Genomic DNA, 24,315 nt, shown 5'->3' on the forward strand with positions numbered 1-24,315 from the left:
TTAGCCCCACTGTGCTGCTGCGATCGTGTCTTTATGGTTTGCTTCAACCCAACGAGTTTGCTCTCCTTCAATGTGTTCTTTTTTCCAAAATGGGGCATTGGTTTTTAATAAATCCATCAGGTACTCGGCAGCTTCAAATGCTGCTTCTCGATGCGCGCTCGACACTGCCACAAGTACTATTTGATTCTTGTAAAGACAACTTCCCTACTCGATGAATAAGGGTTACTTTTTCTATCGGCCATAATTCTAGTGCTTGGTTTTCAAGCTGCTGTAAATACTTTGTTGTCATGGCCGGATAATGCTCAAGGTATAAATCATGGACTTTATGGCCTTGATTTAAATCCCGTACGCGCCCTACAAACAACACCACTGCTCCAGATGTGCTGTCATCAGCTACCAAAGCTTGGTATTCTTCCCCTAAATCAAAATCTTGCTCTTGAACGCGGATCATTATTATCCTCCGGTTACCGGTGGGAACATAGCTATTTCATCCTGTAGCTCAATGTGTGTTTGCTCATCTACCAATTCTTGATTAACAGCAACAAGTACATCTTTATTAAGCAGCCAGTCGTGCCATTGTGGGCTTTTTTGGGCAAGTTGCTGCTTTAACGCCTGAACAGATAAGCCAGCTGCATCAACAACCAGAGTGTCGCAACCTAGACGCTCCCTTAATTGGGCAAAAAATAACACCTTATTCATTTACTAGCTCCTCGTTGCTTCGCTGATAAGTTCCTCGCTGGTCACCCGTTTTGTATGTCACACATAACGAATCAACCGTCATTGCTTGATCAACCGCTTTACACATATCAATCATTGTTAATGATGCAACTGATACGGCGGTTAACGCCTCCATTTCTACGCCAGTTTGTCCCGCTAACTTACAATAACTATTAATTTGAATCGTTGAGTTGAGTTCATCGACATTAAACTCAACCGCCACTTTGCTTAATGCCAAAGGATGGCAAAGAGGAATTAAATCAGCTGTTTTTTTAGCTGCTTGAATGCCTGCAATTCTGGCAACCGCTAACACATCGCCTTTTTTAAGTTGATTTTGACAAATCAGTGCCAAGGTATTGGCCTGCATTTTTACAATAGCCTGCGCTTTAGCTTCTCTGATTGTGACTGCTTTATTTGCCACATCAACCATTGCAGCTTGGCCGGTTTCATCAATATGCGTTAACTGCATTAGCCTTCACCTCGCGATCCACATTGCGTTGCACTCACCTGCTTTAATTGTGCAACAAAATTACAGGGGCCATGACGGCTATCTAATTGTTCAACTAAAATATGCTGCCAAGCAGTTTCACACGCCTTTGGGCTACCCGGCATGGCAACCACTAAAGTACCATTTGCCATCCCTGCCAACGCATTTGATTGTAGTGTTGAAGTGCCTATTTGCTGATACGAAACATGTCTAAACAGCTCACCAAAACCATTGATTTGTTTATCGAATAGTCCTTCAATGGCTCGCGGGGTAATGTCATCACGAGTCAGGCCTGTGCCACCAGCAATTAACACCACTTGTACACTCTCGCTCGCTATCCAATTTGCAACCTGAGCACGTACTTGATATAGATTAGCTTTGCTGATCACTCGCTCTTGTATACGATGCCCGCTTTCAACAATGAGCTTTACGAGTAACTTTCCCGCAGTGTCTTGTTCTATTGAGCGCGTATTACTTACGGTTAATAAAACAATATTTAGCGGGATAAATGACTGTGATGTTGCCCGTCCCATGCTCGCTCCTTATTTATCATTAAATGTTGCGCCAACTGCCATTGCTGCGGTGTATTAGAATTAAGTAACTCATATTTAGCTAAGTTGTTTTGCTTAAACCTTAATGGCTTAGCTGCTATCGCCTGTAAAAAACCATTTATTGAGCGTTTTCCATGTTGTAAACGCTGCATACATTGCGCTTTAGCAACTTCTAAATCAGATAGGTAGCAAGGTAATGCACTGGATTCGAAATAACACGAATGCCCCTGCGTTCTGCCAAACTGAATAAGAGCTGCAATGCTGCGTGACTCAATTAAAGGCATATCTACAGGGATCACAACCGCTTCGTGGCACTGGTAAGCAGCTAAACAGGCTTGGATCCCCGCCAAAGGCCCTTGCTGTAAAAACTGATCAGTAACAAATCCTACTTCGTTACGGCTAATTGCTATTTGCTCACAACCCGCATTAACTAAACAATCAGTTGCTCGCTGCAATTGTGTTTTTCCTTTTACGGTGAGCATTGCTTTATCTGTCCCCATACGTCGCGACTGGTCACCAGCAAGCACAATACCTAATAACATTTTAGCCCCCTAACATTGCCAGCTGTTTAGTCAGTCCAGCATTGCCGTTGTGCAATTGATGTCCTTGCCACTTGCTAAGAACACTGCTTGATAAGTGCAGTTTTAAGCCTTCAATATCTTGGTTTGCAATCCAAGGCATCAAATCATCATTGGCTTCGCCAAATAAACATAAATGTAACTTACCGTCAGCGGATACTCTGAGCCGATTACAACTGGCACAAAAATCTTTACTGTAAGGCATTATGAGTCCAATCGTACCGGCATAATTTGGATGGTAAAATTCTTCTGCGGGGCCAGCGTTTGGCTCTTTTGCTAATACACGCCAACCCGATGTTAATAGCTGCTGTTTTAAGGTTTCACCACGTACATGCTGCTCGCTAAAATAAGCTTGATTATCACCGGTTTGCATCAGTTCAATAAATCGAAAACTAACGGCTTTATCTTTGATATAGTTAAGAAATTGCTGCAATTCCCTGCCATTATATTGCTTGAGCAAAACAGCATTTAATTTTACTTTTTTTATACCCAACGTAAGTGCTTTATCAACACACGCTAACACCTCTTTAAGGCTATTACTGCCTGTGATTTGTGCGAAAGTATGCGGGTTTAAACTATCGGCACTGAGGTTTAAGTTAGTTAAACCGCTGTCTACAAGACGAGGAAGTTTGTCGAGTAAACGATAGCCATTGGTGGTCAAGGCAACGGTATGTATGCCCGATGTTTGTCGGCACATAGCGATGATTTCTGGTAGGTCACGTCTTAATGTTGGCTCGCCGCCTGTTAGGCGAATTTTTTCAGTGCCTGCTTTAGCAAATGCAGCCACTAAAATTCGCAACTGCTCAACATTAAGTGTTTTAGGGCGTGAATCACACTGATAGCCATCTGGTAAACAGTAATTACACTTAAAGTTACATACTTCAGTAACTGACAAGCGTAAATAACTAAATTTTCTATTAAAACTATCTTGCAACATCACAGCCTTTCCAAATCGGGAGGCCTATACATTTCTCTATAAACCCGGTGGTAAACCACGGTACAGCCACCATGCTCAGAAAGTTTAGGTGGAAGTACTTCAGCGTTAAACTGGTTTAAGCTTAGAGAGTCAGCAAAAAAAACACTATACAAAAGAGGGGGTGGTTGAACCTACCCCAAAGGTGGTAAAGGTATATTTTTATTAATATAAAAATTACAAATCAATATTCAATAATTCTGAGTTCCTCCCACAGGGCGAAATACCAATTTCACTTCAGCGCCACCGGGTTTGCTGTCTTCAACAAATAACTCGCCGTGTAAGTGCTTTGCTCTTTCTTGCATAATAGCCATACCATAATGGTTAAGCTTATCTCGACTGTTGCTAAGACCTATACCATCATCTTTAACCAACAACTCAACATGCTTATCAGCCCCTAGAGTAAGACTGATCCAAGCATTATTTCCTTGACTGTGATGTACACAATTTTGGCTTGCTTCTCGGGCTATTTGTAATAAATGGATTTCTTCCATCGGTGATAAGGGCACTTCACTTATCTTAAAGTTTAGATGAAACTGCATATTGCTCTGATCTGCCAGTTGCTCTATGGTTTTTTCTAGCGCCGCTTCAAGTCCTTCTCCCACCATTTTTAAGCGGAAAGTGGTTAACAACTCCCGCAACTGTCGGTATGCCGCATCTAATCCTGTTTTTAATTCATCAATAATGGGCTGTTGCAGTTCATATTTTTCTTTTTCTTGCGTTTTGGTTAAACGAGTTACTTGGATTTTCAAATAGGAGAGTGCTTGCGCTAGTGAGTCGTGTAACTCTCTAGCAATCACTGTGCGCTCATGTAAAAGTGCAATTCTTCGAGACTGATTCTTGCTGATCATGTAAATTTAACGACAGTGCGACCTGATCAGCAACAGACTGAACCAATTGTACTTGCCAAGAATCTGAGCTAAATTTTTCTGAGCCACGTAAAACAATAACACCGTAGTTGCGACTTCCATACAGTAATGGAAAGCGCGTTACAGTTGGTTGGTCAACTAAAATAAACGCCCCATTTCCTGTGCATTGACCACAATCTTGGTTGGCACAAAATGGATGTTCATCAGTGCTTGGCTTGATTTGGCTATAGGGTCTATCGCCACTTGCCGTCATCAAGCAAAGCTCAATATCTTCAACTTCTATCAACTCTGCTAACTCATCAAACGTTTGTTGAAAGTTGAGCTTTTCTTGTGGTGTTTCTAACAACATACGCACTGTTTTGAACAAAAAAGATAAGGCTTGATTATTCAACTCAAGCTCTTTGGTTTGTTCTTTCACTCGCCGCTCTAACTGCCCATACATTGATGCGATTGCATTACATGTGTGGTTTAGCGTTGCTCCTAATAACGCAAGTTCATCATCTCCTTTGAGGTTTACGTGGTATGTAAAGTTTCCTTTGCCAATTGCATAGGCCGCATGGGTTAGTTCAGCCATTGGTTTCTCAACTCTGAGACTGATCAAATGCAAAGTAAAAATTCCCACTAATAAAGTAATAAACAATGCAGCAAGTTGTATCGAACGAAGTAATCGTATTTTATTCTCGGCCTGAACTTGCACCTCTGATACAAACTTGTCTGCATACCCTGCCAGTAAAATTACCTGCTGATGTAAATGAGCCTTGTCTTCAATTGAGCCTGTTTGCAAGGTGGGTTTTAGATTTTGGTGCCAATGCGTTACTAGTGACTGCCACAAGGGCGATAAGTGAGGATCATCTTGTAGCTTAATAAATATTGGATTCTTGAAGTTTATCCTCAAACAATTTGATTTGTACGGCTAACTGCTCCTGCTGCTGTTCTAATCTCAGCATACCAAGCTGATATGACTCCATACGCAACGAGCCACTTAAGTTAATGGCGCGCGCATCCAAATCAGCTAACTCAGTGATCCAATACGACGAGAATAACGTGCATATTGCTAAACTAATAATCCCGACTAAGGAGCCCTTGATGTAAATCATCACCGAGCCATTGAACGTACTTTTTAGTTCTTTGAGTCGAATACCCACAATAAATTCTCACCCTTTCACTTTTATAAAACCATAACGCTTGAATGATACCAAGGCCACTATTTTCACCATAAACACGTGAAAATGACACTACCTATTTGTGGGTATCTTTATTATTTTCATTAACTTACATCATATTGAGATAGTGACCTACATCAATGTACTGTACAGCCGAAGCACTATATTAAGTTTCGCAATGTAGCTGTCTGCTAGTCGAAGTGCCTATGGGTAGCGCACTAAAATTGAGCAGGATAGGAGAATAAGTAAATGAGCCATTTCTTGAATAAAATGCGCTTTTTCAAGACTAACAAGCAGAGTTTTGCAGGTGGTCACGGTGTCACAACTGATGAAAATCGCGATTGGGAAGACGGTTATCGCCGTCGTTGGCAACATGATAAAATTGTACGTTCTACACATGGTGTAAACTGCACAGGGTCATGTAGCTGGAAAATATATGTTAAAGACGGATTAGTCACCTGGGAGACTCAGCAGACAGACTATCCACGTACTCGCCCTGATTTACCTAATCATGAGCCACGCGGTTGTCCTCGTGGTGCAAGTTACTCTTGGTATATCTACAGCGCTAACCGCCTAAAATACCCTAAAGTAAGACAAGTGTTATTAAAACTTTGGCGTGAAGCAAAGCAAGCACACTCAGATCCGGTACTTGCTTGGGAGTCAATTGTTACTAATCCTGAAAAAGCGAAAAGCTACAAGTCAAAACGCGGTTTAGGTGGCTTTGTTCGTGCAAAATGGGATGAAGTAAATGAGATCATTGCAGCTTCAAATGTCTACACCGCCAAAAAATATGGGCCAGATCGCATCATGGGATTTTCACCTATCCCTGCAATGAGTATGGTTAGCTACGCTGCGGGTTCTCGTTACTTATCTTTGATTGGTGGAAACTGTTTAAGTTTCTATGATTGGTATTGTGACCTACCACCTGCATCACCACAGATTTGGGGCGAGCAAACTGACGTTCCTGAATCTGCAGACTGGTATAACTCAAATTATATCATCGCATGGGGTTCCAATGTGCCACAAACACGAACACCTGATGCTCACTTCTTTACCGAAGTGCGCTATAAAGGCACCAAAACCGTCGTAATCACCTCTGACTATTCAGAGTGTTCTAAATTGTCTGATATGTGGCTAGCACCTAAGCAAGGCACAGATGCAGCACTTGCTATGGCTTTTGGCCATGTGATCTTAAAAGAATTCCATATCGACAAGCCAAGCGCGTATTTTACAGACTATGTACGTCGTTATACCGATATGCCAATGCTCGTTAAGCTTGATAAATCAGATAAAGGCTATACGCAAGGCGCTTTCTTACGCGCTGCCGACTTAGCCGATAACTTAGGGCAAGATAACAATCCAAAATGGAAAACCATTGGCTTTGATGAAACAAGCGGTCAGTTGGTTTCACCTACAGGTGCAATTGGTTACCGCTGGGGCGAAAAAGGCAAGTGGAATATTGAACAGCGCGACGGTAAAACAGGGGATGACCTTAAACTTGCGCTAAGCCTTAAAGAACATACTGATAGCACTGAGTCTGTGTTATTCCCTTACTTTGGCGCGCAAGCTCACGAACTGGGTTATTTCCAACACACTGAGCATGATGAAATCCAAGTCCGTAAAGTGCCAGTTAAAACCGTTACCCTCAGTGATGGCAGTGAAGCGCTTGTTGCGACAGTTTTTGACTTAATGATTGCACACTATGGTGTAGATAACGGCTTAGACGATCCTAACGTTGCAAAAGATTTTCACGATGATGTGCCTTACACGCCGGGCTGGCAAGAAAAAATCACCGGTGTGAATGCCGACCATGTTATCCAAATTGCTCGTGAATTTGCCGACAATGCAGACAAAACAAAAGGCCGCAGTATGGTCATTGTGGGCGCTGGCTTAAATCACTGGTACAACATGGATATGAACTACCGTGGCCTTATCAACATGCTAATGCTGTGCGGCTGTGTGGGTCAATCTGGTGGCGGCTGGGCTCACTATGTAGGGCAAGAAAAACTACGTCCACAATGTGGCTGGTTACCATTAGCATTTGGTTTAGACTGGCAACGTCCGCCACGCCAAATGAACGGTACTTCATTTTTCTACAATCATTCAGATCAATGGCGCTACGAAAAACTAGAAATGACCGAAGTGCTATCACCCCTAGCAGATAAAGAAAAATGGTCAGCCTCAATCATCGATTACAACACCCGTGCAGAGCGTATGGGATGGCTACCATCTGCACCACAATTAGGGATGAACCCATTACAGTTATGTAAAGATGCCGAAAAAGCAGGACTATCACCTAAAGATTACGCGGTTCAGCAGCTAAAATCAGGTGATTTAAAATTTGCCTGTGAAGACCCTGATAACCCACAAAACTTCCCACACAATATGTTTGTTTGGCGTTCAAACTTACTAGGTTCATCGGGTAAAGGACATGAGTACATGCTGCGTCACTTCTTAGGCACCAAACATGGCCTGCAAGGTAAAGATCTTGGTGAAAGTGGTGATAAAAAACCTGAAGATGTTGTTTGGCACGACAACGCGCCAGAAGGCAAGGTCGACTTATGGGTTACACTTGATTTTCGTATGTCAACCACTTGCTTGTATTCAGACATCGTTTTACCAACAGCAACGTGGTACGAAAAAGACGATATGAATACATCAGATATGCACCCGTTTATTCATCCGCTTTCAAAAGCCATTGATCCGGTGTGGGAGTCTCGCTCTGATTGGGATATTTTCAAAGGAATTGCGAAAAAATTCTCTGCCTTATGTGAAGGCCACTTAGGGGTTGAAAATGATCTCGTTACATTACCGCTAATGCATGACACTCCGGGAGAGCTTGCTCAACCTGATGGCGTTGCAATGTGGTGGAAAGATGAATGCGATTCTTATCCCTGGGGTTACTGCGCCTAATATGTTAGTTGTTGAGCGCGACTACCCTAACACCTACAACCGTTTTACCTCACTCGGTCATTAATGGACAAACTCGGTAACGGCGGTAAAGGCATTAACTGGAACACTCAAACAGAAGTTAATTTCTTAGGAGAGCTTAACTACACCCACACAGAAGACGGACCGCATAAAGGGCGTCCAAAAATTGAGACCGCAATTGATGCTGCTGAAGTCATCTTAAGCCTTGCTCCAGAAACAAATGGTCATGTAGCTGTAAAAGCATGGTCAGCACTGGGTGAGTTTACAGGTCGAGACCACACTCACTTAGCAAAACCTAAAGAGGAAGAAAAAATCCGCTTTAGAGATATCCAAGCTCAGCCGCGTAAGATCATCAGTTCACCAACCTGGTCAGGGTTAGAAGACGAACATGTGTCTTACAACGCAGGTTATACCAATGTGCACGAATTAATTCCTTGGCGCACAGTAACAGGCCGCCAGCAGTTCTATCAAGATCACCAATGGATGCGTGATTTTGGTGAAACCATGGTGTCTTACAAACCGCCGGTCAACTTAAAGACAACACAACCTTTACTTGGCAAAAAACCAAATGGCAATAAAGAGTTAACACTCAACTGGATCACACCACACCAAAAATGGGGTATCCACTCAACCTACTCTGACAACTTGTTAATGCTCACCCTGAGTCGAGGCGGTCCAATAGTGTGGATCAGTGAAGTTGACGCAAAAGAAGGCGATATCAAAGATAACGACTGGATAGAAGTGTTTAACGTAAACGGCGCAATTGCCGCACGTGCTGTTGTTTCACAACGTGTACCGCAAGGTATGAGCATGATGTATCACGCACAAGAACGTATCGTAAACACCCCTGGCTCAGAAGTCTCTGGTACACGCGGTGGTATACACAATTCGGTAACCCGTGCAGTCATGAAGCCAACACACATGATTGGTGGTTACGCGCAACAAGCTTACGGCTTTAACTACTACGGCACCGTAGGATGTAACCGTGATGAGTTTGTAATTGTCCGCAAGATGGACAAAGTTGATTGGTTAGATAACGAGTAGCCGAGGATAGAATTATGAAAGTACGTGCACAAATAGGCATGGTCTTAAATTTAGACAAATGTATCGGCTGTCATACCTGCTCGATCACCTGTAAAAATGTGTGGACTAGCCGCGAAGGTGTTGAATACGCTTGGTTTAATAACGTTGAAAGTAAACCAGGTATTGGTTATCCAAAAGAATGGGAAAACCAAGAAAAATGGCATGGCGGCTGGAAACGCAATAAAAATGGTACGTTAGAGCCACGCCAAGGTAATAAACGCCGTTTATTAGCCAATATTTTTTCAAATCCAGATTTACCTGAGATTGATGATTACTACGAGCCGTTTGATTTTGACTATCAGCACCTGCACAACGCACCTGATAGCAAACATCAACCGGTGGCTCGTCCACGCTCATTGATCACCGGTCAACGCATGGAAAAAATCAATTGGGGACCAAACTGGGAAGAGATCTTAGGCACTGAGTTCTCTGAGCGTAAAAAAGACAAGAACTTCGATGATGTTGTTCAAAAAGATATTTACGGCCAATTTGAAAAAACCTTCATGATGTACTTGCCACGTCTTTGTGAGCACTGCATCAATCCAGCGTGTGTAGCGAGCTGTCCTTCGGGCGCAATTTATAAACGTGAAGAAGATGGCATTGTATTGATTGACCAAGACAAATGTCGTGGTTGGCGAATGTGTGTTTCAGGCTGCCCGTACAAAAAAATCTATTACAACTGGAAGTCAGGTAAATCAGAAAAATGTATTTTCTGCTTCCCACGTATTGAAGCGGGTCAACCAACTGTCTGCTCTGAAACCTGTGTAATCGTATTCGCTACTTAGGTGTTCTTTTATACGATGCTGATCGCATTGAAGAAGTCGCCAGCGTACCGAACGAGCAAGATCTCTACCCAGCTCAGCTCAGCATGTTCTTAGATCCAAATGACCCTGAGGTTATCGAAGCTGCGCGCAAAGAAGGGATCCCTGAAACTTGGCTAGAAGCGGCACGTCAGTCACCAGTTTATAAAATGGCAATGGACTGGAAAGTTGCACTGCCTCTACACCCTGAATACAGAACATTACCTATGGTGTGGTATATCCCACCACTGTCACCAATTCAAACAGCGGTTGAAGCAGGTCATGTTGGTATGAGTGGCGTGATCCCAGACCTTAAATCGCTGCGAATTCCGATGCGTTACTTAGCTAACCTACTTACCGCAGGCGATGAAAAGCCTGTTATTAGGGCACTTGAACGCATGATTGCAATGCGAGCGTTTAAGCGTTCACAACAGGTTGAAGGCGTTGAAGATATTGAAGTTCTTAAACAAGCAGGCTTAACCGCCGAGCAAGTTGAACAAATGTATCGCTACATGGCAATTGCTAACTATGAAGATCGTTTTGTGATCCCATCAAGCCATAAATCTTATGCAGCAGATGCCTATGATATGAAAAATGGCTGTGGCTTTAGTTTTGGTAACGGCTGTAGTGACGGCAACAATGGTGTGAATCTGTTTGGCGGAAAAATACAAACCGTTAAGCAAATCATTCCTGTAGAAATAAAGGAGTAAACGATGCAAGTATTAAGCGTACTCTCTCATTTACTTGATTACCCTACACAGTCGTTGGTTGAAGCCGAAGCTGAGTTAATCAAGATTGTTAATCAAAGCTCATTAAATGATGACAATAAAACAGCACTCACAGCATTTATTCAACAGCAATGCCAAGGCGACTTAATGGATTGGCAAGCACAGTACGATGGCCTGTTTGAGCGTGGTCGCGCGCTAGGTTTGTGGCTTTTTGAACACGTTCACGGCGAAAGCCGTGACCGTGGTCAGGCCATGGTCGATTTAATTGAACAATATAAACAAGCAGGGCTTGAGCTAAACCTCAACGAATTACCTGACTACATCCCGCTATTTTTGGAGTTCTTAGCAACACAAGGGAGCGAGAATGCTCGAGAGTGGTTATCTGAGGTTGAGCATATCCTTGCTTTACTTATGTGCCGACTCGAAAAACGAGAAAGTAACTATGCCGTTGTTTTTTCAAGCTTACTTGATATTGCCCAAAGTAACATAGATTTAGATGCACTCAGAGCACAAATCAATGAAGAAAAGCGAGACGATACAAAGCAAGCAATTGATAAAGAGTGGGAAGAAGAAGCCGTCACGTTTGGCGCTCAAGATGCAACAAACTGCCCTAGTTCGGTTAATCGACCACTTGAGACACAACGCAAAGATCAATATGTTCCAGTTTCTTGGACTGACTTTAATCAACAGGCCAGTTAGGGGTATATCATGAGTTATTTAAATACGTTACTTTTTGGAATTTATCCATACATTACTTTAGCGGTATTCATTATTGCCTCAATCATTCGTTATGACAGAGAACAATACACATGGAAAACCGGATCAAGCCAATTACTAGAAAGCAAAAAGCTAAAACGAGGTAGCCGTGCTTTTCATATTGGTGTCATCATGGTGTTATTGGGTCACTTTGTTGGCTTACTGACACCCGCAGAGGTATGGCATGTGGTTGGGATTGAAGCCAGCCATAAACAATTAATTGCAATGGCGTTTGGAGGGGTATTTGGCCTACTGTGTTTTTATGGTTTAACAATCTTAATTAAACGCCGCTTAACCAACCCACGGATCAGAGCAACGAGCAGCAAAATGGATATTGCCGTATTACTGCTACTTTATGTGCAATTGATTTTAGGGTTACTTTCAATTTTTGTCTCTGCAGGTCATTTAGACGGTGCAGAAATGCTACTGCTAATGAGCTGGGCGCAAAATATTGTCACCTTAGACGGTGCAGAAGCCGCTGCGGCAATAGCACAAGTGCACTGGATTTATAAGCTTCACGTATTTTTAGGAATGAGCTTATTTTTAGTCTTCCCATTTAGCCGTTTAGTGCACATTGCCAGCGTACCAATTCAGTATCTATCTCGTAGTTACCAAGTTGTTCGTAGCAAATCTTAATATCTTAGCTGCCAATTAACTCTTTTAGTTGGCAGCCTTCTTTTAAGCAATATCCAGTGCAGAGGTGACCATGATCACAGTCAATAATCATACTATCAGCGAATCCGATATTCTGCATGAAATGCAGTACCACCCAGCAAATGACCACCGAGCAGCAATGGTCAATGCTGCTGAAAGTTTAATCATTGGGGAGTTATTACAACAACGCGCGTCGCGTTTAAAATTAACGGATCATGTTAACAATGGTTCAAGTACTTTATCAGAGCAGCAGCAAAATGATCTCTTAAACCAGTTAATCAAAAAAGAAGTATTCATTCCGACTGCAACCGAACAAGAGTGCAAACATTACTATAATCAAAATAAAGCAAAGTTCACCACCCCACCATTGATTGCAGCACGCCATATTTTATTAGCAGCGCCACACGAAGATGAACACGCACGCGCAACAGCATTCACACTCGCAGAGCACATTATTGCAACCTTAGTGCAAGGCGCCGACTTTAGTGAACTTGCAAAATTACATTCCAAATGCGACTCAGCCACATTAGGCGGGCAACTAGGGCAACTCTCTAAAGGGCAAACAGTTAGTGAATTCGAGCGCCCCGTGTTTAGTGCTGATGAAGGGTTGATCAACTACCCAATCGAAACCCGTTTTGGCTATCATATTGTCTATGTTGATTTTAAAGAAGATGGTAAACAACTGCCTTATGAAGCCGTCAAGTTACGCATTCAAAACTACTTAAATAAAAAAGTAGAACGTAAAGCCATCGCGCAATATATCCAATTACTAATTGCTGATGCAAAAATCGAAGGGTTTGATTTTAATGTCAGCAGTAGCCCTTTAGTACAATAGCTTTAAAGACATAAGGCGAGTTGAAAGTCCATGGTCGCAAGCTAACAATGAGTTAGAACAAGAAACCGATTTCAACTAGCAAGCTTGAGCTAAACAGGTCAAATACAGTACACTGTACTACATTGTAAAGGCTTGCTGGAGTAGCGCTCCCGCAGGCCTATTTATTTTGTATAGAGACAGATCATGGCGCAAACTCGCGGAAATTTATTTATCTTGTCAGCTCCATCGGGGGCTGGTAAATCAAGCTTAATTGGTGCTTTACTAAAGAAACACAGCGATATGAAAGTATCGGTTTCGCACACCACTCGCTCACCTCGTCCGGGTGAAGAAAACGGTGTGCACTATCACTTTGTTTCTGTGGATGAGTTCAAAGCGCTAATTGAGAAAAATGACTTTTTTGAATGGGCGCAAGTGTTTGATAACTACTATGGTACGTCTAAGCAAGCAATCGAAAGCCAACTTGAAGCAGGTATTGACGTATTTTTAGATATCGATTGGCAAGGTGCTCAGCAAATCCGCAAATTAGTTGATGATGTTGAGACTATCTTTATTCTTCCACCATCAAAAGAAGAACTTGAATCGCGCTTAAATAACCGTGGTCAAGACTCTGCTGAGGTGATCGCAGGAAGAATGGCAAAAGCACAATCAGAAACATCACACTATAATGAGTATGATTATGTTGTTGTTAATGATGACTTTGATACTGCGCTTACAGAAATCGAAACGATCGTTATGGCTAAACGTTTATCGTTAAAAAGCCAAGCTGTGCGCCATCAGGCGTTATTAGAGAACTTACTTAAGTAATACTTTTTTAAGAATAAGATAAAAATTAACCACAAGCTATTGGCGAATTTAACTTGGTACAGTAAACTACGCCTTTGCTTAAGAATTTATTTGGAGTGCTAAGATGGCTCGCGTAACTGTTGAAGATGCAGTAGATGCAATTGGTAATCGTTTTGACTTAATTTTAGTTGCGGCTCGTCGTGCCCGCCAAATCGCGGTTGGTGGTAAAGATCCACTCGTTGATGCTGAAAATGACAAACCAACGGTTATTGCTTTACGTGAAATTGAGAAAGGGTTAGTAGATAGCTCTTCTATGGACTTAATTGATCGTGAAGAACAACAACATCAAGAAGCAGCAGAAATGGCTGCTGTGGCTGCTATCGTAGGTGGCAACCAGTAATCAAGCTCCCCGCTTTGATTTAGCTATACGGCTAGTATTTCTACACTAGCCGTTGGCAAGCCCTTCTTTTCATCGTATATTCTATTCATACCGTTACCGATTTACTTCATTTGCGCATTGGAGTGTGACTTTGTATCTATTCGAAGGCCTCAAAAAGAAAATATCCGAATACTTACCACCTGCTGATATTGAGCTGGTACAAAAAGCATACGTGGTCGCTCGCGAAGCCCACGAAGGCCAAACACGCTCAAGTGGCGAGCCTTATATCACCCACCCTGTCGAAGTGACACAAATACTTGCCGGCATGCACTTAGACCACGAAACGCTTATGGCTGCCCTGATGCATGACGTGATTGAAGACACTGACTTTAGCCAACAAGACTTAGCTGAAATTTTTGGCGACACCGTTGCCGAGCTTGTTGAAGGGGTGAGTAAGCTAGATAAACTCAGCTTTAAAGATAAAAAAGAATTCCAAGCCGAAAACTACCGCAAAATGATCATGGCGATGACGCAAGATATTCGCGTGATCTTAATTAAATTGGCTGACCGTACTCACAACATGCGTACTTTAGGCGCACTGCGCCCTGACAAACGCCGTCGCATTGCCCGTGAAACCCTAGAGATTTACGCACCAATTGCGAACCGCCTTGGTATTCACGATATTAAAAATGAATTAGAAGATTTAGGCTTTCAAGCGTTATACCCGATGCGCCATCGCGCATTAAGATCAGAAGTGGTCAAAGCACGTGGTAACCGTAAAGAAGTTATCAGTAATATTAAAACTGAAATTGAAGCGCGTTTAGAAGAGTCTGGCATCGAAGCAACTATATCTGGCCGCGAAAAACACCTTTATAGCATTTACAAAAAAATGCTTAATAAAGAGCTTTCGTTTAACGAAGTGATGGATATCTACGCGTTTCGTATCAATGTTGATAATATGGATACCTGTTATCGCGTATTAGGTGTTGCGCATAACCTTTACAAGCCAATCGAAACTCGCTTTAAAGATTATATTGCTGTACCAAAAACTAACGGCTATCAGTCGCTTCATACCTCATTAGTTGGCCCTCATGGTATTCCTGTTGAGATTCAAATTCGTACCCACGATATGGATCATATGGCAGATAAAGGGGTCGCTGCTCACTGGATGTATAAAAAAGCCGGTGATAATGCAGGCCACACAGCACAACAACGTGCTCGCCAATGGATGCAAAGCTTACTGGAACTTCAGCAAAGCGCTGGTTCGTCTTTTGAGTTTGTTGAAAACGTTAAAACAGAGCTATTCCCTGAAGAGATTTATGTTTTCACGCCAGATGACCGTATCGTTGAGCTACCAATGGGTGCGACAGCAGTCGACTTTGCTTATGCAGTTCATACTGATGTAGGTAATACCTGTGTGGGAGCACGCGTTAACCGTAAACCTCACCCACTCAGCAAAGCGCTTGATACAGGGCAAACGGTCGAAATCATCACCAGCTCTGGAGCGCACCCTAATGCAACTTGGTTAAACTTTGTTGTAACAGGTAAAGCACGTTTAGGTATTCGCAATTACCTTAAGAGCCAACAGCATGAAGAAGCCATGCTGCTCGGTCGACGTTTACTAGACTCAGCACTTGGTGAAACCAAACTGGATGATATTCCAGATGAAAACATTCGCCGTGTACTTCAAGAGCATGAACTAAATACCGTACTTGAGCTATTAGTCGAAATAGGCTCAGGCAATCTAATGAGCGTGCTTATTGCAAAACGCTTGATGCAAGTTGATGCAGACGACCTAGACGATCTAGCACAAAAAGCAAAAGCGACCATCATAGGTACTGAAGGCATGTTAGTTAATTACTCTAAATGCTGCCGACCAGTCCCAGGTGATGCTATTACAGCTTATATCAGCCAAGGTAAAGGCCTTACTGTTCACCGCCAAGAATGTAAAAACATTCGTGGTTGGGAAAAAAGAGCGCTCAAAATACTTAGTTGTAAAATGGGACGATAACCCAGAGAAAGAATATATTGCAGCCCTTCGTATTGAGATTATTAATCACCAAGGTGCACTGGCTAAATTAACCAATGTTGTTGCCTCAACCCAAGCCAACATTGTTGAAATAGCGACTGACGAAAAAGAAAGTAATTTATACATGATAGATTTAGGCATCACGGTTAAAAACCGCGTTCATGTTGCTAACATTATGCGCCGCATTCGCGTTATGCCTGATGTGCAAAGAGTCTATCGTAAAAAGTAACAAGGATAATCATGAACAAATCTTTTATTTCTACTGATAATGCGCCTGCAGCTATCGGTACTTACAGCCAAGCAGTTAAAGTAGGCACGGCTGTTTATTTATCAGGTCAAATTCCACTTGTACCAGAAACAATGGAAGTGATCTCTGAAGACTTCACTGAGCAAACTCACCAAGTATTCAAAAACCTAACAGCTGTTTGCCAAGCTGCCGGCGGCCAAATTCAAGACATGGTGAAAGTAAATATCTTTCTAACTGACTTATCTAACTTTGCGATTGTCAACGAAGTAATGAGTCAGTACTTTAAGCAGCCATACCCTGCACGTGCTGCAATTGGCGTACGTGCGTTACCAAAAGGTGTGCAAGTTGAGATTGACGGTATCATGGAGCTACCTTCAACAAACTAATTAGCCCTGCCAGCAACACAAAGTTGCTGGCACTTTTTTAGAAAAAGTTATTACTTCCCTCACCCGAAATTCTTGACTCATTAGCAAATCTCTAGCACTCTGTTGTTATAACAAATAAAACCTTTAGCTAATGTAGTAAAAAAGGATCTCCACGTGTTTAAGCTCGCTCACAACGGCAACGTTTTATTAGATGTTCATGAAAACTCGCCTCCTAGTGCTGCGTTTATTATCGAAGCATTAGAAAAGTCACCATTTTGCGAATGCAGAGTGGATCATGAAGCTATCAATAAATTCTTCAAAAGTGACTCTAACGAGCGCATGCTTGTTGTTGCCTCTAAACATGATGCGAGCCTAGTTGTAACCCTAAGCGATGATAAAATGCTTGCTACAGGCGAACTTACTCTTGCTGAAGGCGGCAAAGTTATGACGCTTGATGAAGCTAAAAAGGAGCTTATCAGAGCGGGCGTTGCTCGCGGGTACAAACAAGCTTTCTTGGAACAGCTATTACAACAACAGTTTGAGTTACCAGCAGGAGAAGTCGCTAAAGGCGTGCTAGCAAAAGGTCGCTTACCTATCGATGGCCGCCAACCATCAAAACTAGTTTCTCAAGTTGAAACGCTCAAAGATCGCTTAAAAAAACCCAAATTGCGTGAAGATGGTACTGTCGATATGCGTGATTTTGGCAAGCTTGCCAGTGTCGAACCCGGCGTATTACTTATCAAGCAAATCCCTGCGACTCCGGGTAAAGAAGGCTTTACTGTTACCGGTGATGTATTACCAGCCAAGCCTGGTGAAAGTAATACTCTAGTTGCTGGTGAAGGTACCGAAATATCTAAAAATAATCCGCTTGAACTTATTTCAGCCATTGCAGGTGTTCCAGTAGATATCGCGAATGGCATGCGTGTTGATGATATTTTTACCATTGCCGATGTCAACGTAAAAACCGGCCATGTAGATTTTGAAGGTAGCGTCATTGTAACTCATAATGTTGAGCCGGGAATGCGTATTAATGCCAAAGGCGATATAACAGTTATGGGCACTGTAGAGTCTGGTCATTTATCTGCAGCTGGTGATATCACCATAAAACAAGGCGTAATTGGCCACCAACTCGAAGATAAAAAGTTATCATGTAATATCATCAGCCAAGGCGACATTCACTTATCACATGGTCAATACAGCTACCTTGAAGCAAACAATATCCTCATCGACCGACAAGCCAGCCATTGTGTAATGAAAGCCACTAAATTGTTGCAAGTCGGCCAAGAAGATAACCCCCAAGGAAAACTATTTGGCGGTGAAATTTTAGATGCTCAAATAGTTATTGCTGGCGAAATTGGCAATGAATCAGGCGCGAAGATGGTGATTAACTTAGCGGCTTCAGGTGCTGATGTAACAGCACAAACAGACCAATGCTTCAAAGATTTAGCACAAACAGATTCGCAACTTGATACCTTACAAGCGGCTATCGAAAAAGCGGATTTAGTAAAAGATGCAGAAAAGAAAAAAACTCTTCTGGCCAAAATAGGGGCCACACAAATGCACTATTGCGAGCAAGCTGAAATGCTTGAGAAAAAACTATCAAGTTTAGAGCATCATTTGCATGATTTACTTGAAGATGCGCAATTAGTCGTTAACAAAACATTGCACTCAGGGGTAGAAATACATATTTTTGAAAAAGTGCTACGTACAAACCGTAAGTACCCCCCTTGCAAGGTTAAGCTTGAAGAGAACAAGGTTGAGGTGGAGTTTAAAACCAGTTAATAAAAAAGAGGCTTTAAGCCTCTTTTTACCAGGGTCATTAATCTTAACTTAGAGAATTCCTTCCACTTGCTGTTTTAGCTGTTCAGGCCAAACACCAACTTGTACTTGCCCGATATGCTGTTTTTGTAACAGCAACATAGCGAGTCGTGATTGACCAATCCCACCACCAATTGTTTGCGGGAACTGCTTCGCAAGTAGCTGTTTATGCCAATCAAACTCTAAACGAGCTTGGTCGCCTGTAATCGCTAATTGAGTAGCTAATGCATCAGGACTTACACGAATGCCCATTGAAGAGATTTCAAAGGCATCTTCTAGCACCGGGTTCCAAACTAAAATATCACCGTTTAAGCCTGCAAATTTACTGCAGGTTTGGGTTGACCAATCGTCATAATCCGGTGCTCGTACGTCATGAATTTTGCCATCGGCAAGTGTGCCGCCTATACCAATTAAAAATACCGCACCGTATTCTTGTGCTACCGCTTTTTCACGTTGTTTTGCAGTAAAGTCAGGATACATCTGACGTAACTGTTCACTGTGTACAAAGGTGATTTGCTCTGGCAAAAATGGCGTTAAATCAAACTCGCTTGATACAAAGCGTTCGGTTGCTTTAATAGCCTGATAAAGTGATGTTACGGTTTCTTTTAGCTTGTCTAAGGTGCGCTCAGTACTCTCGCAAATTACTTTTTCCCAATCCCATTGGTCAACATACACCGAGTGAATTGGGCTTAAAGATTCTTCATCTGGGCGAAGCGCCTTCATATGCGTATAGAGCCCCTCACCTACCGAAAAATCGTAATCAGCCAAGGTTTTGCGTTTCCATTTAGCTAAAGAGTGCACGACTTCAAATTGGCTACCCGGAATTGTTTTCACTGCTACCGATACAGCATTTTCAGTACCGCTTAAGTTATCTTGAATACCATCGCCTACTTTTGCCAAGATCGGCGCTTGTACCTCAACTAATCCTAATTGTTGTTCTAATTGGCTTGAAAAAAACTGTTTTACTTTACTAATTTGCTGCTGTTGCTGCAGGTAGTGTGAACTCATAATAATTGGCCTCATTCCCAGTTATTGTTACTTGCTTGATTAGAGAAGCCCGCTGCTTGGCCCCCCCTGTTAAAACAATCCTCAACTAAACAAAGATAATTTTCAATAACCCGCAATAAAAAGAACTTAACATTGAAATTTTCATAAAAATAATGCTATAAATTTTACTGATTCAACAATTAACACTAATAAATACCATGGAAAATTATCAAATCGATAATCTCGATAAAAACATCCTTAACGCGTTAATGGAAAATGCGCGAACAGCGTATGCAGAACTTGCTAAACGCTTTGCAGTAAGTGCCGGAACTATTCATGTTCGAGTCGAAAAGATGAAACAAGCGGGAATTATTACAGGCACCCAAGTCAGTATTGATGCCAAACAGCTTGGTTACGATGTTTGCTGTTTTATTGGTATTAACCTCAACAATGCCCGTGATTACCCACAAACGTTACTGCATTTAAAAGAGCTAGAAGAAGTCGTAGAAGCCTATTACACCACGGGTAATTACAGTATATTTATCAAAGTGATGGCACGCTCAATTGATCATCTACAAGATGTGTTAATTAACAAAATACAAGCCATCGAAGCTATTCAATCAACAGAAACGCTGATCTCATTACAAAACCCAATTAGCCGTGCTGTTGTTCCCTAGGGTATAATCAGCGCCAATTAGAATCCGTCAACGAGCACACAACTATGGATACAACTCGCTTTGAGCGTGTTAAGCGCGTGTTAGACCGCCGCCAAACGGACCTAACGGTTTGTTTAGAAGAAGTACATAAGCATCATAATTTATCGGCCATTGCCCGCACAGCTGACGCGACAGGCTGCCATCATGTTCATGCTGTATGACCAGAGAATCAAAAATGGTTAACTAACAATACTTCAGGTGGTAGTAAAAACTGGCTCGAAACTCACTTGCATCGCAATATCGATGAAGCCGTAGCCATGATGCGTGCGCAAAATCCTGATGTACAAATTTTAGCAACTCACCTCAGCGACGACGCAGTCGACTTTCGTGAAATTGATTACACCAAACCGACAGCTGTTATTGTTGGTCAAGAACGTGATGGTATTTCGCCGCGTGCCCTCGCTCATGCTGATAAAAACATCATCATCCCAATGCAAGGAATGGTGCAATCTCTTAATGTATCTGTTGCAGCGGCACTTATTTTATTTGAAGCACAGCGCCAACGTGAAGAAGCAGGTCTTTATAACCGCGATATGCTTGATGCGAAAGTTAAGCATCGTATTTTGTTTGAAGGCTGTCACCCTATCATTGCTGAACAATGCCGCGAAAAAGAGCTGCCGTACCCTGAGCTGGATGAAAATGGTGAAATTGTTGCTGATGAAACGTTCTGGAACATTTTAAAACACACGCAACCGCTTGAAGCCACTAACGAGTGCAAGTAAACTGAAAAACAGTCTACTAATTAATAATTTGAGTCACCTTTGAGTCATCCTAGCTTAGCGTTATACCCAATTACAGAATTAAAAGGCGTCGGCCCAAAAATGGCCGAGCGCCTTGCTAAGCTAAATATTCATACGGTGCAAGACATGCTGTTTCATTTACCTCACCGCTATGAAGACCGCACCCGCATTCACCCAATTTGCGAACTCCAACCGCATAGCCATGTTAGTGTTGAAGCCACTATTGAAACCAGCCAAATTACCTTTGGTAAAAGACGCATGCTGGTTTGCCAAGTAAATGATGGCACGGTCCGTTTAACGCTCAGGTTTTTTAACTTTAGCGCGGCTCAAAAAAATGCCTTAGGTACAGGTAAAATCATTCGCTGCTTTGGTGAGATCCGCCGTGGTCGTGTTGGCTTTGAAATGACACATCCGGAATACAGCTTATCGGATACCCTTTCTGAGCAACCAACGAACACCACGCTTACGCCGGTTTATCCTGTTACCGAAGGGCTAAAACAGTTATCTATTCGTGCACTAAGCGATCAAGCACTTGCACTATTAACTAAATACCCTGTCGAAGAGTTACTGCCAGAACAGTTTCAGCCAACCGGAATGCGTTTAGCCGATGCTCTAATGACCTTACATCGCCCACAAAACGATGTTGATTTAACTGCTCTTGAACAGGGTATGCATCCTGCTCAGCAACGGCTAGTGTTTGAAGAGTTGCTTGCGCAAAACTTAAGCCTTTTAAAGCTGCGCCAAAAAGGGCAAACGGTAAAAGCGGTTGCTTTAAAGCCTCATAACCAACTTGAGCAACAGTTTTTAGCTAATTTAGCCTTTAGCCCAACCAACGCGCAAAGTCGTGTGGTGGCAGAAATCAAAGGTGACTTACAACACCCGTTTCCGATGATGCGCCTAGTACAAGGCGATGTCGGCTCTGGTAAAACCTTAGTCGCAGCGCTCAGTGCACTCAGTGCTATCAGCGAAGGCTATCAAGTAGCGCTAATGGCACCAACAGAGATTTTATCAGAGCAACATGGCATCAACTTTAGCCAATGGTTTAATCAACTCGGTGTTGAAGTTGCCTGGTTAGGAGGCAAAAGTAAGGGTAAAGAGCGCACAGCGACTTTGGAAAAAATCGCCTCTGGGGAAGCACAAATGATTGTTGGCACCCATGCATTATTCCAAGAACAGGTTGAGTTTAATAATCTCGTTTTAATTATCATAGATGAGCAACACCGCTTTGGTGTTCATCAGCGTTTATCACTGCGTGAAAAAGGTCGCTTTGGTGATTGCTACCCACACCAATTAGTTATGACTGCAACCCCTATCCCGCGAACCTTAGCAATGACAGCCTACGCTGACTTAGAAACCTCAGTGATTGATGAGTTACCACCCGGTAGAACGCCTATCACAACGGTGGCGATTCCAGATGCACGCCGAGACGAAATCATTCAACGTGTGAGAACAGCATGCTCAGAGCAAGGTCGTCAAGTGTATTGGGTTTGCACCCTGATTGATGAATCTGAAGTGCTGCAATGCCAAGCCGCCGAGGATAGCGCCGAGCAATTAAAAGCAGCACTGCCAGAGCTAAACGTTGGCTTGGTGCATGGCCGGATGAAAGCCGCCGAAAAGCAAGCCATTATGAGTGAGTTTAAAGCAGGTAATATTCATGTACTGGTTGCCACAACCGTGATTGAAGTGGGTGTTGATGTGCCTAATGCGAGTCTTATTATTATTGAAAACCCTGAACGGTTAGGACTTGCACAACTCCACCAGCTACGCGGCCGTGTTGGTCGTGGGGCTACGGCATCACACTGTGTTTTACTTTATCATGCGCCATTATCAGCTACAGCGCAAAAACGCTTAGGTGTGCTGCGTGAAAGTAATGATGGCTTTGTGATTGCTGAGCGAGATCTCGAAATCCGTGGCCCAGGTGAAGTACTTGGTACCAAACAAACAGGCTTAGCTGAATTCAAAATCGCCGACCTAAACCGCGATAAACAAACACTTAATCATGTCAGACCCATCGCTTTCAAAATATTGAATGACTACCCAGAACTTACCGATAAATTGATTCAACGCTGGCTTGCAGGCAAATCAAACTACGCACAAGCTTAAAGCTAACTTCAGTATAATTTTGTTGTTCAACAAAAAAAAGCCCAGCTAATTAGCTGGGCTCACAAGTAAGGGAGTGTTCACTTAGAACTTGTATTCAATACCAACACCTAAGTAGTCTTGGTCAACTTGATTGTCTGTATCAAACGTTGAGTAGAAACCAAATACTTTGGTGTTTTTGTTTAGCTTGTGATCAACACCTGCAGAAATAGCTGTTTTCTTATCGCCTTCATCAAAGTCAATTACTTGGTACTGTACTTTGAATGTGTTGCTATTCATTTGGTAAGCAGCATTTACTAAGTAACCATCAGCTTCTGCGCTACCATCCACTTTTTCTTGTGTTTGGTACATAGCACCTAGTTTGAAGTCACCTAATTTACCTTGTACTGTTGCACGAACAATGTCGTAACCTTTTACTTCGCTGTCAGCTGCAACTGATGCATAAAGTTTGCTTTCTTTAAGTTTTGCATCGCCGTAAGTTAACGCTACAGAGTAACCGTTATCAGCGTCTACATCATCTTCAGCTACATAAGTTGCTAATACTTTGAAGCCACTGAAGTCTTTAGAAGCATAAGAAATCGTGTCGCCTAAACGGTTTTCGCCTTTAAATACGTTCTTGATATCGCCTTCAAGGTCATTGAATAAATCAACTTTACCTTGAGATTGCTTCATTGCTGTATCGTTACGACCGATAACAACTTGACCAAAGCTACCTTTCACACCCACGTATTGATTACGCGCAGTGATGTTATCGTCATTGTCGCCTTTTGAATCAGCGTCAGATACGTCTACACCAAACTCAAATTTATAAACCGCTTCTAAGCCTTCAGAAATTTTTTCTGAACCTTTTAAGCCAAAACGTGAGTTATTGCTTTTAATTTCAGTGAAAGACCCTTCGCCATCATCTGATGATTGAACAGTCACGTTTGCTTTACCATATACATCTACATCAGCTAGTGCAGAAAAAGATAAACCACCAAATAAAGCTAGGAATAAGCTAGACTTTGCAAATTTCATGTCGTTTCC

At 42.5% G+C, this 24,315-nt stretch carries 19 protein-coding genes, 5 pseudogenes and 1 riboswitch; of the genes and pseudogenes, 13 read left to right on the forward strand and 11 right to left on the reverse strand.

The features are described from left to right. The 9 genes and pseudogenes from ACRWSG_RS06340 to ACRWSG_RS06380 form a co-directional block, all read right to left on the reverse strand. A pseudogene (locus ACRWSG_RS06340) lies at positions 1-451 on the reverse strand (molybdenum cofactor biosynthesis protein MoaE). A 2-nt stretch (positions 452-453) separates the two neighbouring features. Then, the gene (moaD, locus tag ACRWSG_RS06345) at positions 454-699 is read right to left on the reverse strand and encodes a molybdopterin converting factor subunit 1 (RefSeq protein ID WP_166339497.1); all 246 of its coding nucleotides are present in this window, start codon (positions 697-699) and stop codon (positions 454-456) included. Then, positions 692-1,186, reverse strand: coding sequence for a cyclic pyranopterin monophosphate synthase MoaC (gene moaC, locus ACRWSG_RS06350; RefSeq protein WP_462165911.1), 495 nt, complete (start codon positions 1,184-1,186; stop codon positions 692-694). The genes moaD and moaC overlap by 8 nt, the downstream gene beginning before the upstream one ends. Then, positions 1,186-1,737, reverse strand: coding sequence for a molybdenum cofactor biosynthesis protein B (moaB, locus tag ACRWSG_RS06355; RefSeq protein WP_166339501.1), 552 nt, complete (start codon positions 1,735-1,737; stop codon positions 1,186-1,188). The genes moaC and moaB overlap by 1 nt, the downstream gene beginning before the upstream one ends. Then, positions 1,701-2,297, reverse strand: a complete 597-nt coding sequence (mobA, locus tag ACRWSG_RS06360) for a molybdenum cofactor guanylyltransferase (protein ID WP_462165912.1) — start codon at positions 2,295-2,297, stop codon at positions 1,701-1,703. The genes moaB and mobA overlap by 37 nt, the downstream gene beginning before the upstream one ends. A gap of 1 nt (position 2,298) precedes the next feature. Beyond that, positions 2,299-3,270, reverse strand: coding sequence for a GTP 3',8-cyclase MoaA (moaA, locus tag ACRWSG_RS06365; RefSeq protein WP_199529959.1), 972 nt, complete (start codon positions 3,268-3,270; stop codon positions 2,299-2,301). Beyond that, a riboswitch (molybdenum cofactor riboswitch) is annotated at positions 3,258-3,387 on the reverse strand. Its footprint overlaps the gene before it by 13 nt. 110 nt (positions 3,388-3,497) lie before the next feature. Then, positions 3,498-4,157, reverse strand: coding sequence for a histidine kinase (locus ACRWSG_RS06370; protein WP_462165913.1), 660 nt, complete (start codon positions 4,155-4,157; stop codon positions 3,498-3,500). After that, complete coding sequence (locus ACRWSG_RS06375) at positions 4,114-4,959, reverse strand: HAMP domain-containing protein (RefSeq protein WP_462165914.1); 846 nt, start codon at positions 4,957-4,959, stop codon at positions 4,114-4,116. The genes ACRWSG_RS06370 and ACRWSG_RS06375 overlap by 44 nt, the downstream gene beginning before the upstream one ends. 76 nt (positions 4,960-5,035) lie before the next feature. Then, a complete protein-coding gene (locus tag ACRWSG_RS06380) occupies positions 5,036-5,320 on the reverse strand; it encodes a type IV pili methyl-accepting chemotaxis transducer N-terminal domain-containing protein (RefSeq protein WP_462165915.1) in 285 nt (94 codons plus the stop codon). Positions 5,321-5,587: 267 nt separating this feature from the next. On the opposite strand from ACRWSG_RS06380, the pseudogene ACRWSG_RS06385 reads away from it, so the two are divergent. The 10 genes and pseudogenes from ACRWSG_RS06385 (at position 5,588) to ACRWSG_RS06430 (ending at position 18,710) form a co-directional block, all read left to right on the forward strand. Then, positions 5,588-9,313: pseudogene (locus ACRWSG_RS06385) on the forward strand (nitrate reductase subunit alpha). Between the two features lie 14 nt (positions 9,314-9,327). After that, positions 9,328-10,862, forward strand: a pseudogene (narH, locus tag ACRWSG_RS06390) (nitrate reductase subunit beta). Positions 10,863-10,865: 3 nt separating this feature from the next. Beyond that, positions 10,866-11,579 (forward strand): nitrate reductase molybdenum cofactor assembly chaperone, encoded by a 714-nt coding sequence (gene narJ, locus ACRWSG_RS06395; protein WP_199529942.1) that lies wholly within the window; start codon positions 10,866-10,868, stop codon positions 11,577-11,579. 9 nt (positions 11,580-11,588) lie between these two features. Then, positions 11,589-12,272 (forward strand): respiratory nitrate reductase subunit gamma, encoded by a 684-nt coding sequence (gene narI / locus ACRWSG_RS06400; protein WP_462165916.1) that lies wholly within the window; start codon positions 11,589-11,591, stop codon positions 12,270-12,272. 70 nt (positions 12,273-12,342) lie between these two features. After that, complete coding sequence (locus tag ACRWSG_RS06405; RefSeq protein ID WP_199529941.1) at positions 12,343-13,125, forward strand: peptidylprolyl isomerase; 783 nt, start codon at positions 12,343-12,345, stop codon at positions 13,123-13,125. A gap of 183 nt (positions 13,126-13,308) precedes the next feature. Next, positions 13,309-13,929, forward strand: a complete 621-nt coding sequence (gene gmk / locus ACRWSG_RS06410) for a guanylate kinase (RefSeq protein WP_199529940.1) — start codon at positions 13,309-13,311, stop codon at positions 13,927-13,929. 103 nt (positions 13,930-14,032) lie between these two features. Continuing rightward, positions 14,033-14,308, forward strand: coding sequence for a DNA-directed RNA polymerase subunit omega (gene rpoZ / locus ACRWSG_RS06415; RefSeq protein ID WP_054554225.1), 276 nt, complete (start codon positions 14,033-14,035; stop codon positions 14,306-14,308). Positions 14,309-14,438: 130 nt separating this feature from the next. After that, positions 14,439-16,545, forward strand: a pseudogene (spoT, locus tag ACRWSG_RS06420) (bifunctional GTP diphosphokinase/guanosine-3',5'-bis pyrophosphate 3'-pyrophosphohydrolase). An 11-nt stretch (positions 16,546-16,556) separates the two neighbouring features. Beyond that, entirely contained in the window at positions 16,557-16,949 is a 393-nt protein-coding gene (locus ACRWSG_RS06425) for a RidA family protein (protein ID WP_054554223.1), read from the forward strand. A gap of 153 nt (positions 16,950-17,102) precedes the next feature. Further along, on the forward strand, positions 17,103-18,710 hold the full coding sequence (locus ACRWSG_RS06430) for a DUF342 domain-containing protein (protein WP_462165918.1): 1,608 nt from the start codon (positions 17,103-17,105) through the stop codon (positions 18,708-18,710). 48 nt (positions 18,711-18,758) lie between these two features. On the opposite strand, the gene asnA is transcribed toward ACRWSG_RS06430, so the two are convergent. Continuing rightward, positions 18,759-19,754, reverse strand: a complete 996-nt coding sequence (gene asnA, locus ACRWSG_RS06435; RefSeq protein WP_166339519.1) for an aspartate--ammonia ligase — start codon at positions 19,752-19,754, stop codon at positions 18,759-18,761. Between the two features lie 197 nt (positions 19,755-19,951). Here asnA and asnC point away from each other — a divergent pair, with 197 nt between their 5' ends. The 3 genes and pseudogenes from asnC to recG all read left to right on the forward strand — a co-directional run bounded on the left by asnC (position 19,952) and on the right by recG (position 23,292). Continuing rightward, positions 19,952-20,410: a transcriptional regulator AsnC gene (gene asnC, locus ACRWSG_RS06440; RefSeq protein WP_054554220.1), complete on the forward strand. Its 459-nt coding sequence runs from the start codon at positions 19,952-19,954 to the stop codon at positions 20,408-20,410. A gap of 44 nt (positions 20,411-20,454) precedes the next feature. Beyond that, positions 20,455-21,171 (forward strand): annotated as a pseudogene (gene trmH, locus ACRWSG_RS06445) (tRNA (guanosine(18)-2'-O)-methyltransferase TrmH). 39 nt (positions 21,172-21,210) lie between these two features. Further along, a complete protein-coding gene (gene recG, locus ACRWSG_RS06450) occupies positions 21,211-23,292 on the forward strand; it encodes an ATP-dependent DNA helicase RecG (protein ID WP_462165920.1) in 2,082 nt (693 codons plus the stop codon). Positions 23,293-23,373: 81 nt separating this feature from the next. Here recG and ACRWSG_RS06455 read toward each other — a convergent pair whose 3' ends face one another. Continuing rightward, the gene (locus tag ACRWSG_RS06455; RefSeq protein ID WP_138601117.1) at positions 23,374-24,306 is read right to left on the reverse strand and encodes a porin; all 933 of its coding nucleotides are present in this window, start codon (positions 24,304-24,306) and stop codon (positions 23,374-23,376) included. Between the last annotated feature and the right edge of the window lie 9 nt (positions 24,307-24,315).

This window comes from Pseudoalteromonas sp. GB43 (genome assembly GCF_054923805.1).